Raw genomic sequence first — 14243 nt, 5'->3', positions numbered from 1 at the left:
TGCTGCCGCATCGTATGCACTGCCCTGGAAGGGTACTTCCGTTCAGTTTATGTACATACTGTCAGTACCTGTATTTATGCTAACACAAAAGTGTGCTAAAGGCAATAATTCGGGGACAAAAGCACTGCTTTTTTTAGGAAATATGGAAGGAAAAATGAGAAAATTCCATGTTCCGAAATAGAAATTTTCACATAAATTAGAGTGAGGAGGGGAATAGCCTCCCGGAAAAAAAGAAAGGATGGAAAAATATGGAACTGATTACGGAGTATATCAAACCGGAACTGATTGTAGTCGCAGTTGTATTGTATATTGTAGGTATCGGCCTAAAGAAAACGACTGTAGTGAAAGACAAATGGATTCCGGTGATTCTTGGAACCGCCGGTATTTTGCTCTGCGGCATCTGGGTATTTGCAAACGGACCAGTGGGCTCAGGACGGGAAGCGGCACTTGCGGTATTCACGGCCATTGTTCAGGGAGTTCTTGCTGCAGGAGCAAGTACTTACGTCAATCAGATTTTGAAACAGTTGAAAAAGGAGGAATAGGCTATGGCATATTATGCAGACATTTCCCGGTACAGGCCGGTTAAAGACTGGAGGCTTGTAAAAAGAAACTGCCCATTCTTGATCTCAAAGGCGACGGAAGGGACGGATTACACAGATCCTACGCTGGATGATTTTATCAGAGGCTGTGAGAACAATGAGATTCCATACTGGCTGTATGCCTATCTCCGGAACGGGAATGAACCGGCTCAGGCAGTCTTTCTGACAGAGGTTTGCAAGGCCAGAGCCGGTAAATATTTTGTCGGATACGCGCTTGATGCGGAAGAGGGAAATGCGGCCACCGACGTAAAGAGAGCAATGGATTATCTTGCCGGAAGCGGAAAGAAGTTCATGCTGTACACCGGTTATGCGGATTACAGCAGATATCAGGAGATTATCCGGTCACGCCCGTCCGGCTGCGCATGGTGGGAATCACGGTATGGCCTGAATAACGGGACTTATAATTCCGGCTATCCCTGCCACAGTGGAGTAGATCTTCATCAGTATACGAGTATCGGGCACTGCCCTGGAATTACCCCGCAATGCGATCTGAACCGGCTGACGGGAAGCAGGACGGAGGCGTGGTTTTGTACAGGAGAGCAGACAGCAGAAGATCCGGATGGAACAGTCCTTGACCATGCGGGCGTTTTTCAGGAGAGGAAGGACCGGAAAGGAGAAGTGTCCTACCAGGGTCATCTTCGTGGTATCGGATGGGCAAACTGGCAGTGTGACGGAGCAATGGCCGGCAGTACCGGACAGAGCAGGAGAGTGGAGGCACTGCGGATTTCTCCAGTGAAGCATATGGATGTGACCGTACATATCCGGGATATCGGCGACAAACTGTACAAAAATATTACAGAATCTACAATTATCGGAACAACCGGGCAGGAAAAACGGCTCGAAGCACTGAAAATTGAATCCGGGGATACAGTATATTTGTACCGTGTGCACCAGAAAAATCTCGGATGGAGCAGGTGGTGTGTCAACGGACAGTGGGCCGGTGAAAAAGGGAAGTCGCTGCAGATCGAGGCAGTGGAAATCCAAGTTGCGGATATTGCCTATCTGGCACATGTGCAGGGAAGCGGAGATACCGTCTGGATGGCGGACGGCATGACTGCTGGAACGACCGGATCCGCCCTCCGGCTTGAAGCCCTGCGGATTAAAAGCCAGCACTGCGGCAATATCGAGGCACAGGCCCATATTCAGGACGAAGGATGGATCGACTACGGGACAGTGAATCAGAATATCTTGATCGGAACGGCCGGGGAAAAGAAACGTCTGGAATGTCTGCGGCTGAAAGGAAATTTCGAGTGGAGAGCACATATTCAGGGAACCGGATGGACACAGTGGACCCGGGCGGATGGCGTGTCCACTCTTGGCACAGTCGGACGGTCTCTCAGAATGGAAGCAGTCGAAATGAGGAAAATATAAAAAACTCCGGAGGACATTCTCCGGAGAAAAATGAGGCGGATGTGACATTCAGGATCCGTTGAAGATATGAATATTATTTTTACCATTTGCCTTTGTGCGATAGAGAGCGCGGTCGGCTTTTAGGAGCAGACTTTCATAATCGTCTCCGGAGCCGCGTGAAGCGATTCCGGCACTGTAGGTGATCCGGATGGTAGTTCCCCCTATGCTGTCCGGAGAAAGCGCGGTATTCAGAACATACCGCGCTTTTTTTATGATATTTTCCAGCGCCTGGTCAACAAACAGAATCAGAAATTCATCTCCGCCAAAGCGGCAGATGTAATCTTCCGGTCCAAGCATGGAAGTGAGTTTACGCGCGGTCATACGTATGATTTCATCTCCGGTCCGGTGACCGTAAGTATCATTGATCCCTTTGAATTCGTCGACGTCTATGATCATCAGATGAACAGGAGTATCAGGTCTGGAACCGGTAAAACAGTAAAAATAGTATTCAAACATGGATCTAGTAGGAAAACGTGTCAGTCCGTCGCTTTTCGCCAGCAGATCTTCGCTGACCTGCATATAATTCATGATTTTCCCTTCTGAATTGCGAATCGGGATCAGACGGTTTTTGTCATGACCGATAAATACACCATTTTTCCGGTATCGTGTTTCATATTCCTGCGTTTCTCCGTCAGACGCACGGCACAGGATCTCATCTAGGCTTTTCACAAGAACATGCCCTCTTTCCAGCTGATACAGGGAAGTGGCCTCAGAATTGAAATAACTGCACTGAGCTGCCTGTCTGTTTTTATAGATAATGGTAGTATCCAGATTGCAGATGACAATTTTGTTCGGCATGTTATTGAGATAGAATTCCAGCCGCTCTCGTTCATATTTCAGACTTTTCATTTCAGTAATATCCATGATCGTGACATACCAGCTGTCATTTTCCGGATCGTATTTTGCGGTGTCGTGAATCCAGAAGATTTCCCCTTTTTTATTATGCATCCGGTATTCGAAGTCCAGATCTTTCCCAAGAGCGATATGTTCCTTGACCGATATCAGAATCGGGGCCACATCATCCACCACCAGATCGGCAAAACGGTTGCTGAATAAAATGGCAAATTCATCCTTCTCATAACCGATCATCTGATAAAAATAATCATTTGCGTACAATATGGTAGAGTACCGGTCGTTTTTACAATACAGTACGCCTGCGTGAATGTGATTCATTATAGTTACAACCCGGCGGTCTAAAGAAGTTTTTGACATAAGTACCTCCCGAAGAATTTCCTTTCTGGTGACAGTATTCCCATCAGTCCGGTTTTTTATAAAAGGGGAAGCAAAGCTGTTGAATCCGGACTGCCCGGATGACAGTTTTTTTAAAGTATGTTATACTGAAAAAAACTGAAAGGAGAAAAAGATGAAACAGTATGTAAAGAAAACAGTTGTTTTTATTCTGACAGCGTCACTTATGTTGCTGACAGGATGCCAGCAGCCGTTTGATGCGACAGGATATACACAGGCCGTTCTGGATATGGTGACAAGGGGAGAAACAAAGGCATACGAGGCAATTTCCGAGTCCAGCGAAGAAGAAGCGAAAAAACAGTACGAGGCAGCGATCGATTCCTACATGCAGGAATTTGATTCCCTTGGATTTTCGGAAGAGCTGACGGAAAAGTACCGGAGCTATATTCCAAACCTGATGCAAAAGACAAAATATACCGTGCAGGAAGCAAAAGAGCAGGATGACGGAAGCTTTGAAGTCGGCGTGGAAGTAGAACCGATCATTATGTTTGGAGGAATAGAAGAGCTGCTCCAGCAGAAACTGCAGGATTATCTGTCCCAGGTGCAGAACAATATTCTGAATAATCAGGCGGCGCCTACCGATGAGGAGATGACGGAGGCAGCGGGAGAGATGCTCTACGAATGTCTCAATACCGCCCTTGAAAATCCGCAGTACGGTGACAAGACGACCATTACCGTACATGTGCAGGAAAGTGAGACAGAAAATGTATGGGAGATTCCAGGGGAAGACGTGGATGCGCTCATGACGGCACTGATCGATACGACAGGCGCGGAAGAAGCATTTACCCTGTCCTGATCAGGCGTTTCAAAGGAAAGCCCTGGAGGAAAGGAGTGGGAGCTGTGATAATCAATACCGGGATGCGGACAGATATTCCTGCCTGTTACAGCGACTGGTTTTTCCGGAGGATCCGGGAAAAATATGTGCTTGTGAGAAATCCTTACTATCCGCAGCAGGTCACACGGTACCGTCTGACGCCGGATGTGGTGGATTGTCTTGCCTTTTGTACCAAGAACCCGGAACCGATGCTTGGAAGACTCGATGAGATTTCGGTATTTCCGCAGTTCTGGTTTGTGACGATCACACCCTACGGAAAAGAGATCGAACCGCAGGTACCGGACAAGAGAAAGGTACTGGAATCCTTCCGCGTGCTTTCCGAAAAGGTTGGAAAACGGGCTGTCAGCTGGCGTTATGATCCGATTTTTCTGTCGGACCGGTACAGCCTGTCCTTTCATATGGAGGCGTTTGAAACGATGTGTGCATACTTAAGTGGATATACCGATCAGTGTGTGATCAGTTTTATTGATCTGTATGCAAAAACGAAGCGGAATTTTCCGGAAGTCCGGCCGGTTCGCAAAGAGGAACGGCTCTGTATCGGAAAAGAGTTTGCACAGATTGCAGGGAAGTATCAGATCCGGGTACGTTCCTGCTGTGAAGGAACGGAACTTGCACCGTACGGCATCGATATTTCAGGCTGTATGACAAAGGAGATTCTGGAACATGCGGTCGGCATGGAAATGCAGATTCCGGGCGGGAAAAAGACTCCGAGAGAGGGATGCAGCTGTGTTCTTGGAAGTGATATCGGAGAATACAATACATGCGGGAACGGCTGCATTTACTGCTACGCAAATGAGAACAAGGATCTTGTACAAAAGAAGATGAGAGAACACGATCCAACCTCCCCGTTACTGACCGGACATCTCCGGCCGGAGGATGAGGTAAGGATCGCAAAGCAGGAGAAATACTGTACAGGACAGATGACGTTGTTTTAAAAGAAGATGCCCGTCTGCGGAAACTTGCCGCAGGCGGGCATCCCTTTTTCAGGATTGATCAGAGCCTTTTTGGGATTTGATTTTTGGAGCAGTATAGGCGTAGACTTCTTCATAAGACTGAAGTTCTGCTTCAGACTGCGGTGCGGATGGAATCAGGCCGGTACAGTCGTTGGCAGAAGCAGAATTGGCCAGATAATCATAAGAATCTGGATTCTTCCGGGCTTTCTTTACAGTTGAATCTTTCTTCATTTGGATCACCTCAATCAAAAGTATGGACGGAAATGAAAGAAGTATGTATCATTGTTCTTAATGGAAAAATATGTTAAACTAAAGCAGTAAAGTAGAAAAGATATAAAGAAAGAAGGGATCTTTTTGAAAATCTTAGTAGATTCACATTCTCATACTGTGGTAAGCGGGCATGCCTACAGTACGAGAATGGAGATGATTCAGGCCGCAAAAAACAGGGGACTGGAGGCGCTTGCCTTGACGGAGCATGCACCGGAGATGCCTGGAGCGTGCCATGAATTTTATTTCCAGAATTATACAGTCGTACCAAGAGAAGTGGACGGGCTTCACATTCTGATGGGTGTGGAACTGAATATCATGGACGAGTACGGTACGGTAGATCTTCCGGCAGGTGTTTTGAAGTCGATGGATCTGGCCATTGCGAGTATCCATGGACCGTGCTATGGAGAAAGCCGTTCCAGGGAGCTGAATACACAGGCCTATCTCAACGTGATGAAAAATCCGTATATTCATATTATCGGCCATCCGGACGACGGCCGGTTTCCGATCGATTACGAAAAACTTGTCAGAGGAGCGAAGGAGACCAATACGCTTCTCGAGATGAATAATTCCTCTCTGCGTCCGGGCGGATTCCGTGTGAATACTGAGGTCAACGCAAAGGAAATTCTGGAACTCTGCAAAAAAGAGGGCGTTTATATCACAACAGGCAGTGACGCACATATCGACGCAGACGCCGGAGAGTTTAGCTGTATCGAAAAAATTCTTCAGGAGACCGATTTCCCGGAAGAACTGATTGCCACAACGTCTTATGAAAAATTTTACAGTCTTATCAAACGGAAATGATAACAACTGCTGGACTTTATGAGTTTAGTGTGCTAAAATAGTACTCGGCAGAAACATTGCCCGACGAACAAGATATGGAGGGTAGATATGAGTAGGAAAATTAAGACAGAGGCTGTGGACAATCTGTTTGAAGGGATTCTCAGCCTGAAAAATAAGGAAGAGTGTTATATTTTCTTTGAAGACATCTGTACGATCAATGAGCTCTTGTCTTTATCTCAGAGATTTGAGGTGGCAAAAATGCTGCGTGAGCAGAAGACGTATCTGGAGATTGCAGAGAAGACCGGAGCATCAACCGCGACGATCAGCCGTGTAAACCGTTCTTTGAACTACGGCAATGACGGGTACGATATGGTATTTGACAGAATTGAAAACAAAGAGTAATCATAAAGACGCTGAAAGCCTCACGGCCCTCAGCGTCTTGTTTTTTTATTTTTTCTCATCGGAGAAAGAATCAATCAGTTTTTCGATAATTGTCTTTTTGATGTAGACATCAAAGCTCAGCGAGCAAATAAATGCAAACAGCTGCAGATATTCCTGATCCTCCTTCGGTGCATCCTGATAAGTCCGGGAAGATTCCTCCCAGAGATTTTTGATATCCTCCTGAACTGAAGTGATCCGGCTCTTTTCCAGCTGGCAGACCTCTTTGTACACCGCAGACAGATCAAAATCTTCTGATGTCTGGAAATACTTCTCGGTCAGAGGCTTCAAAAGCAGCTCAATGTCGTGGATCGAAAGCAGATTTTTAAAATAGTAGATAAAAATCAGAACAAGAAGGTGCTCTTTGGAATATTTCTTCTTTACCGGAGCTGGAAGAAGATGATTCTTGGCATAATTGTTAATCATCGTCTTCGTAAGAATCTTGTCCTGCTCGTAGCGCTTCGTGGAACTTAGCTGTGTCTCCATAAATGTCGTAACCTGATCCATGTATAAATCAATATTCGGGATTTCACCCGGATGGATATAATCGATTCTGGAAAGGCTGTCTAAAATACTGTTTAATAAATCATTTGTGTCAATCGTCATAACGTCAAAACCCCTCGTGTAAAAACTTCATATATACATTATATAGTTTTAAAAACTAGATGGCAAGTTTTTTGTGAAAGGTTGGGCCAGAAGAATCTTCCAATACCTTGAAATATCGAACAGATGTATGGTATACTGATAAAACTACGAACAGAGATGGGAGTACATAGAAAATGAGTATTTATGATTCGTTGAATGATATGCAGAAAAAAGCGGTCTATCAGACAGAAGGACCGGTTCTGATTCTGGCGGGAGCCGGATCGGGAAAGACGAGGGTGCTGACGCACCGGATCGCCTATCTGATCGAGGAAAAAGGGGTCAACCCGTGGAATATTCTCGCCATTACATTTACCAATAAAGCCGCGGGCGAAATGCGGGAGCGGGTGGATCAGCTGGTCGGATTCGGATCCGAGAGTATCTGGGTCAGTACGTTTCATTCTGCCTGTGTGCGGATTTTGAGACGATTTATTGATCGGCTCGGATATGACACAAACTTTACGATTTACGATACGGACGATCAGAAGTCGCTGATGAAGGAAGTATGCCGTTATCTCCAGATCGATACGAAGATGTACAAAGAACGGGCACTTTTATCAGCGATTTCTTCCGCAAAGAATGAAATGATCAGTCCTGAGGAGTACCGACTTGATGCGGAGGGCGATTTTTCCAGAAAGAAGATTGCCGAAGTCTATGCGGAATACGAAAAGCAGCTCCGTGCCAACAATGCACTGGACTTTGACGATCTGCTCGTGAAGGCCGTCCAGCTGTTCCAGACACAGCCGGATGTGCTGGAGTATTATCAGGAGCGGTTCCGTTATATTATGGTGGACGAGTATCAGGATACGAACACGGTGCAGTTCCGTCTGATCCAGATCCTGTCATCCAAATACCGGAATCTGTGTGTGGTAGGGGATGACGACCAGTCCATCTACAAATTCCGGGGAGCCAATATCAAGAATATCCTGGACTTTGAAGAGGAATTTCCGGATGCGGTGGTAATCAAGCTGGAGCAGAATTACCGTTCCACCTCCACCATCCTGAATGCGGCCAATGCCGTGATCCGCAACAATCACGGCCGGAAGGACAAGACACTCTGGACCGAGAATCCGGAAGGGGAGAAGCTGGTCTGCCGTCAGTTTGACAATGCCTACGACGAGGCGGACTATATTGCGGGAGCCATTCAGAAGAAAGTCAAGGAAGAGGGCGCTTCCTATAATGAATGTGCCGTTCTGTACCGAACTAACGCACAGTCTCGTATGTTTGAAGAGCGCTTTGTATCCACCAACATTCCATATAAAGTGATCGGAGGCGTCAACTTCTATGCAAGACGGGAGATCAAGGATCTGCTTGCCTATCTCCGTACCATCGAAAACGGGCGGGACGATCTGGCAGTACGCAGAATTATCAATGTGCCAAAACGGGGAATCGGACTGACTTCCATCAACCGGGTGCAGGAATATGCTATCCAGAAAGAAATCGGATTTTATGAGGCGCTTCGGGCAGCGGACCTGATTCCGAATATCGGACGCGCCGTTTCCCGTCTGGAATCTTTTACCGCCTTGATCGAGCATTTCAAAGAGGAATCAGGCCGGATGACACCGCTTGCCCTGTTAAATGATATTATCGAGACGCTGGATTATGAAAGCTATCTCGAAGAGATCGATATGGAAGACGCCGAAAGCCGGATCGAAAACGTGGAAGAATTAAAAAGCAAGGTGGCTTCCTACGAGGAAACCTGTGAGCAGACCGGAGAACAGCCGACTCTGTCCGGATTCCTAGAGGAAGTGGCGCTGGTGGCTGATATCGACAATCTGGACGAGGAGAGCGATTATGTCGTTCTGATGACTCTTCACAGCGCAAAAGGACTGGAATTCCCGTATGTCTTTCTGGCGGGAATGGAGGACGGGCTCTTCCCAAGTTATATGACCATCACAGCAGATGATCCGATGGAACTGGAAGAGGAGAGACGCCTTTGCTACGTCGGTATTACAAGAGCCATGAAAGAGCTGACGTTGACCTGTGCAAGGAGAAGGATGGTACGGGGCGAGACCCAGTACAACAAATCTTCCCGGTTTTTACGGGAGATTCCGGAAGAACTTCTGGGCGGGCACAAAGAGCTGCACAAAGAAAAACCGCAGATAGAGATTGCAAGAAACCAGACCTACGCCAAGGCAAAAGCAGCTTTTCATTCTCAGGCATTCGGTATCAAAAAGCCGGTGCAACAGTTTAAGGTGGCTTCCGGAGAAGGACCGGGTTATGACGTGGGAGACCGTGTCCGTCATATGAAGTTCGGTGAAGGACTGGTGACAGCGATCACAGAAGGCGGCCGGGACTACGAAGTAACGGTCGAGTTCGATACGGTCGGAGTGAAAAAAATGTTTGCGGCATTCGCAAGACTCAAGAAGGTTGAGTAGGCGCAGATCAGACAGGCGGTCAAAAGGTGAGAGTGAATTGTAATTTTAAAAGTACGGTTACCCCCAAACCGCCGTCCGCGTGCACACTCGTTGTGCTTCTGAGTGTGGTGTGAACAGAACTCTTATAAAATGACAAAATCAGGAAAAGTTCACATAAAAGGATGGCATTCTGTCTATGATAGTGGTATAATTACCAAAAAGAATAAGCGTTGAGATGGCAACATCGGAAAGGAGAGGGAGCATGAGCGGAAAGTTTGAAGAGATTATGGCAGCTTCCAAATTAAGCGAATTATTACAGAAAAAAGATGAAGATAATACGAAAAAGGTGATTGTTTGGGTACTGGCGATTATTGGAGCCGTAGCAGCGGTAGCAGCGATTGCTTACGCAGTATACTCATTCTTTACACCGGATTATCTGGAAGATTTTGAAGAAGATTTCGATGATGATTTTGACGACGACTTCTTCGACGACGAAGATGAAGTAGAGTAAAACTTGGAAAAGCAAGAGAAGATAGGGTAGGAAATCAACTTCCTGCCTTATTTTTTTGAGAATCAATACAGGAGAGAGAAGAACCATGAAAAAAGGAACCATATATGAAGGAACTGTCTGCTGCGTCAAATTTCCAAACAAAGGAATCGTGAAAGTGGAAGGCGAAGAGCAGGATATCGTCGTGAAGCATGTGATTCCGGGGCAGAAAGTAAAAGTGGCAGTCAATAAAGTGAGAAAAGGGAAAGCTGAAGGACGGCTTCTGGAAGTCCTTGAGACATCGAAGGATGAGATCCCGTCGCCATGCCCGCATTTCGGGCAGTGCGGAGGATGCTCCTACCAGAGCCTTCCGTACGAAAAGCAGCTGGAGCTCAAAGAGTCCCAGGTGCGGGAACTTTTGAAAGACCGGATTCCGGAAGGAGTATTTGAAGGAATCAAGGAAAGCCCGGTGCGGGAAGCGTACCGAAATAAGATGGAATTTACGTTCGGCGATGAATATAAGGACGGCCCGCTGGCTCTTGGTATGCACAAGAGGGGAAGCTTTCACGATATTGTGACCGTTTCCGACTGCCGGATCGTGGATGAGGATTTCCGGATGATTCTGGAATGCACCAGAGAGTATTTTGAACAGCAGAAGGTGCCGTTCTATCACCGGATGCGCCATGACGGATATCTCCGCCACCTGCTTGTAAGAAAGGCGGTAAAAACCGGAGAGATTCTGGCGGACCTGATTACAACATCCGCTTATACAGGAGAAGAAGCTCTGCTACGTGGATGGAAAGAAGCACTGCTGGCATTGCCACTGAAAGGAACTTTTGCGGGAATTCTGCATACGAGAAACGACAGCCTGGCTGATGCGGTAAAAGATGAAGGAACAGAAATTCTGTATGGACAGAACTATTTTTATGAGGAACTTCTGGGACTGAAATTCAAGATTACACCATTCTCCTTCTTCCAGACCAATTCTCTGGGGGCCGAGGTACTGTACGAGACAGCACGGGAATATATCGGAGATACGAAGGATAAAGTTGTCTTTGACCTGTACAGCGGAACAGGCACCATCGCCCAGATCGCGGCACCGGTAGCAAAAAAAGTGGTCGGCGTCGAGATCATTGAGGAAGCGGTTGAGGCAGCGAGAGAAAATGCGGCATTGAATGAACTGGATAACTGCAGCTTCTGGGCCGGAGACGTGCTGAAAGTAGTCGATGAGCTGCAGGAAATACCGGATCTGATTATCCTCGATCCACCACGTGATGGCGTACATCCGAAAGCACTGGAAAAGATCATTGGATTTGGGGCAGAGAGGATCGTTTATATCTCCTGCAAACCGACCAGTCTGGCGAGAGATCTGGAACTGCTGACAGGAAAAGGATATGTGCCGGAACGGGTAAGCTGTGTGGATTTATTCCCGGGAACGGTGCATGTCGAGACTGTGTGCCTCTTGAGCAACCGAAAACCGGATACTACGGTAAAGATCGGTATAGATATGGAAGATTACCGCAGAATCAGGGATAAGGAAAAAGCAGAATAGAAGCCTATCTGCCATTGAAAATAGTATACGGAATCGAAGTTGAGAAGCTGTTGATGCGTTAGAGAAAAACGTGTCAGCAGCTTTTTTGCATTGGGTGCGTGGTCGAAACTTCGAGGAGGTGGCGCCTTTGGGCAGAGAGAATTAAAAATGGTGATGGAGGCAAGTCTGTAATAATTCTAAGGTCTGATCAAATCTGAAAGGAGTCAATTCTATGGCAAAGAAAAGTGTAAGAAATATGAAGGTCTGTGGACAGAGTGCTTATCAGTATAAGACGATCCCGTCTATCATGCTGAAGGGACAGTGGCTGAAGGACTGGGGATTCGAGATTGATGATGCGATTGTGGTGAAATGTGAGGATGGGAAACTGGTGATTTCCAAGGCTGAAGACGAGCAACGGGAGTTTGCCGGAGTGAGCCAGATGGTTGCGGAAGGCGTTAAGAAATATGGAAACTGAGAATGATAAGAAAATCAGAGTCAAAGGAGGCAATGCAGATATGGGTAAGATTATGATGTGCGGATCATTTAAAGGGGGAGTTGGCAAGACTGCCAGCTCCTGGAATCTGGCGTATTGTCTGGCAGAGTTGGGGAGGAAGGTTCTGGCTGTAGATTTTGACAGCCAGGCTAATCTTTCCACCTGTTTTGGAATTGAGGATCCGGCGGCGGTACCGTTGACCATCGGGCATCTGATGATGAGTCAGCTGGAAGATGAGAAACAGCCGGGTCCGGCGGAGTTTATTCAGAGAAGAAATGGTGTGGATTTTATCCCGTCATCCATGATGCTGTCTGCTGTGGACAGTAGGCTGCGGATGGAGATGGGGGCAGAGAAGATGCTGGCAAGTATCCTGGAGCCGCTCAGGGATCGGTATGACTTTGTGATAGTGGATACATGCCCTTCGCTGGGATCATTGACCATCAATGCGCTGGCTGCAGCAGATGAAGTGATGATTACCGTCAATCCGCAGCTCCTGGCTATGATGGGGCTTCAGGATTTTATCCGGACAGTGAGAAAAATACGGAGTAGGTTGAATGAGAGGCTTCAGATTGCAGGTATCTTGTTGACAATGTGTGACGCTAGAACGAATCTCTGCCGGGTGATCACGGAGCAGGTGATGGAGGTGTTTGAAGGGCAGATCCGGATCTTTGAGAGTGTGATCCCGAATACGGTCAAAGTGGGAGAGTCTATTTATTACAGTAAGCCGTTGGTGGAATATGCGCCGGGAAGCAAGGTGTGTGAAATGTACCGGAGCCTGGCAAGGGAGGTGGCAGGTTATGAAGGCGAATAGCCCGAAACGGAAGGTATTCCAGGACGCCTTGGATTTGCTGACGGAAGACATGGCAGTAGATAAGGCTGTGTCTGAAAATGGTATTCTGCAGATTGCTATTGATAAGATCACGCCGTTTCACGACCATCCTTTCCGGTTGTATGAGGGAGAACGCCTGGCTGATATGGTGCAGAGCATCCGGGAGCATGGAGTCCTGAATCCGGTGATCGTAAGACGTACAAAAAAGGGATTTGAGATGCTGGCCGGACATAACCGGGCAAACGCTGCCAAACTGGCGGGATTGAAGGAGATTCCTGCTATCGTGAAGGATAAGCTGACAGAGGAAGAGACGTATGTTTATGTGATTGAGACGAACCTGATCCAGCGGTCCTTTACAGATCTCCTGCCGTCAGAAAAGGCGGCAGTGTTGAAGGAACGGCATGAGAAGATTTCCTGTCAGGGGAGACGGAATGATATTGTGAAAGAGATTGTTGCTCTGGAAGGTGCATCACAGAAATCAACTTGTGGTCACAGTGACCACAAGTTGAGAAGCAGGGATAGCGTTGGAAAGGAATATGAACTGTCAGGAAGCTCTGTTTCCCGGCTGATGCGCCTGAATCATCTGATTCCGGAGTTTAAGGAACAGGTGGATGATGGAAGGTTGCCCTTTATGGAGGCGGTCCATCTGTCCTATCTGAATGAAGAAGAGCAGAACCTGATCTGTCAGGTTGCGGAGCAGGAAGGCAAGAAGATTCGCCCCAAGCAGGCGGAACAGCTTCGGAAACAGAACGGGAAGATTGACCAGGAGGCAGCGGAGAATGTATTCCGATGCCCCGAGAAATCCAGGGCTGAAAAGAAGACAGTCAAGATATGGATCGACGCAGGAGTTTACAATGCGTATCTGGCGGATGTTGGAGAAGCAGATGTTTCTGAAATCATGGAGAAAGCATTGAAAATGTATTTTGGAAAGGCGGTGTGAAGTGTTTTCAGAGAGGGAATTAAAGGGACTGGATCGGGGCTATTTTAACATTATTATGGCAAATGACTATGATCTGACATTGATGAGCAAAAATACCGGCCACTACTGGTATTTGCATAATCCGGAGTATCCGGAAGAAGGAACGGTGATCATATTTCATCGTCATAATGGACAGCTGCCGTATCATCTGCACAGTAAAAGCAGCACGCTGAGCCAGGCGGTAAAGCAGATCAAAGCCCATGATGCGTTCCAGTTGAACGGCCGGCGGCCGGTCCGCAGATGATGAAGTATTAGCAGACAGCACTGCAGGAGATGCCTGTGGTGCTGTCTGATTTTACGCCTGATATTGAGAAAAGTAAGTCTTTAATTTCATATCTTGTTATCGCTTTTAACTGATGTTCATTCTCGAGAAACTAAAGATTATTCGTTGT

General features: G+C 47.1%; 16 protein-coding genes. 13 read left to right on the top strand and 3 right to left on the bottom strand.

Features of this window, described 5'->3' with window-relative positions:
* The first annotated feature begins 248 nt into the window (after positions 1-248).
* Together B5E64_RS10375 and B5E64_RS10370 are read left to right on the top strand one after the other, a co-directional pair.
* Entirely contained in the window at positions 249-542 is a 294-nt protein-coding gene (locus B5E64_RS10375; RefSeq protein WP_087168446.1) for a phage holin family protein, read from the top strand.
* A 3-nt stretch (positions 543-545) separates the two neighbouring features.
* Positions 546-1970 carry a GH25 family lysozyme gene (locus B5E64_RS10370; RefSeq protein ID WP_087168445.1) on the top strand — a complete coding sequence of 475 codons (1425 nt, stop codon included), beginning with the start codon at positions 546-548 and terminating at the stop codon, positions 1968-1970.
* Between the two features lie 48 nt (positions 1971-2018).
* Here the strand turns inward: B5E64_RS10370 and B5E64_RS10365 are convergent, their stop codons facing one another.
* Entirely contained in the window at positions 2019-3221 is a 1203-nt protein-coding gene (locus tag B5E64_RS10365; RefSeq protein ID WP_087168444.1) for a diguanylate cyclase, read from the bottom strand.
* Between the two features lie 151 nt (positions 3222-3372).
* On the opposite strand from B5E64_RS10365, the gene B5E64_RS10360 reads away from it, so the two are divergent.
* Together B5E64_RS10360 and B5E64_RS10355 are read left to right on the top strand one after the other, a co-directional pair.
* Positions 3373-4053: a hypothetical protein gene (locus tag B5E64_RS10360; RefSeq protein ID WP_087168443.1), complete on the top strand. Its 681-nt coding sequence runs from the start codon at positions 3373-3375 to the stop codon at positions 4051-4053.
* A gap of 44 nt (positions 4054-4097) precedes the next feature.
* Positions 4098-5027: a DUF1848 domain-containing protein gene (locus B5E64_RS10355; RefSeq protein WP_087168472.1), complete on the top strand. Its 930-nt coding sequence runs from the start codon at positions 4098-4100 to the stop codon at positions 5025-5027.
* Between the two features lie 48 nt (positions 5028-5075).
* Here the strand turns inward: B5E64_RS10355 and B5E64_RS10350 are convergent, their stop codons facing one another.
* Positions 5076-5276, bottom strand: a complete 201-nt coding sequence (locus tag B5E64_RS10350; RefSeq protein ID WP_087168442.1) for a hypothetical protein — start codon at positions 5274-5276, stop codon at positions 5076-5078.
* A gap of 123 nt (positions 5277-5399) precedes the next feature.
* Between B5E64_RS10350 and B5E64_RS10345 the strand changes: the two genes are divergently transcribed.
* Positions 5400-6116, top strand: a complete 717-nt coding sequence (locus B5E64_RS10345; RefSeq protein ID WP_087168441.1) for a phosphatase — start codon at positions 5400-5402, stop codon at positions 6114-6116.
* Between the two features lie 87 nt (positions 6117-6203).
* On the top strand, positions 6204-6497 hold the full coding sequence (locus tag B5E64_RS10340; RefSeq protein WP_087168440.1) for a YerC/YecD family TrpR-related protein: 294 nt from the start codon (positions 6204-6206) through the stop codon (positions 6495-6497).
* A gap of 45 nt (positions 6498-6542) precedes the next feature.
* Here B5E64_RS10340 and B5E64_RS10335 read toward each other — a convergent pair whose 3' ends face one another.
* Positions 6543-7139, bottom strand: a complete 597-nt coding sequence (locus B5E64_RS10335) for a DUF1836 domain-containing protein (RefSeq protein ID WP_087168439.1) — start codon at positions 7137-7139, stop codon at positions 6543-6545.
* Between the two features lie 173 nt (positions 7140-7312).
* Here B5E64_RS10335 and pcrA point away from each other — a divergent pair, with 173 nt between their 5' ends.
* The 7 genes from pcrA (at position 7313) to B5E64_RS10300 (ending at position 14095) form a co-directional block, all read left to right on the top strand.
* Entirely contained in the window at positions 7313-9553 is a 2241-nt protein-coding gene (pcrA, locus tag B5E64_RS10330) for a DNA helicase PcrA (RefSeq protein WP_087168438.1), read from the top strand.
* Between the two features lie 241 nt (positions 9554-9794).
* Positions 9795-10043, top strand: coding sequence for a DUF4366 domain-containing protein (locus tag B5E64_RS10325; RefSeq protein WP_087168437.1), 249 nt, complete (start codon positions 9795-9797; stop codon positions 10041-10043).
* 85 nt (positions 10044-10128) lie between these two features.
* Positions 10129-11571: a 23S rRNA (uracil(1939)-C(5))-methyltransferase RlmD gene (gene rlmD / locus B5E64_RS10320; protein ID WP_087168436.1), complete on the top strand. Its 1443-nt coding sequence runs from the start codon at positions 10129-10131 to the stop codon at positions 11569-11571.
* A 211-nt stretch (positions 11572-11782) separates the two neighbouring features.
* Positions 11783-12025 (top strand): SymE family type I addiction module toxin, encoded by a 243-nt coding sequence (locus B5E64_RS10315; protein WP_087168435.1) that lies wholly within the window; start codon positions 11783-11785, stop codon positions 12023-12025.
* 40 nt (positions 12026-12065) lie between these two features.
* Entirely contained in the window at positions 12066-12854 is a 789-nt protein-coding gene (locus B5E64_RS10310; protein WP_087168471.1) for an AAA family ATPase, read from the top strand.
* Positions 12841-13812: a ParB N-terminal domain-containing protein gene (locus tag B5E64_RS10305; protein ID WP_087168434.1), complete on the top strand. Its 972-nt coding sequence runs from the start codon at positions 12841-12843 to the stop codon at positions 13810-13812. The genes B5E64_RS10310 and B5E64_RS10305 overlap by 14 nt, the downstream gene beginning before the upstream one ends.
* 1 nt (position 13813) lies before the next feature.
* Positions 13814-14095 carry a hypothetical protein gene (locus B5E64_RS10300; protein WP_087168433.1) on the top strand — a complete coding sequence of 94 codons (282 nt, stop codon included), beginning with the start codon at positions 13814-13816 and terminating at the stop codon, positions 14093-14095.
* The last annotated feature ends 148 nt before the right edge of the window (positions 14096-14243 follow it).

This window comes from Drancourtella sp. An12, assembly GCF_002160935.1.
Classification (GTDB): domain Bacteria; phylum Bacillota; class Clostridia; order Lachnospirales; family Lachnospiraceae; genus Sellimonas; species Sellimonas catena.
This window is presented reverse-complemented; position numbering and strand designations above follow the sequence as displayed.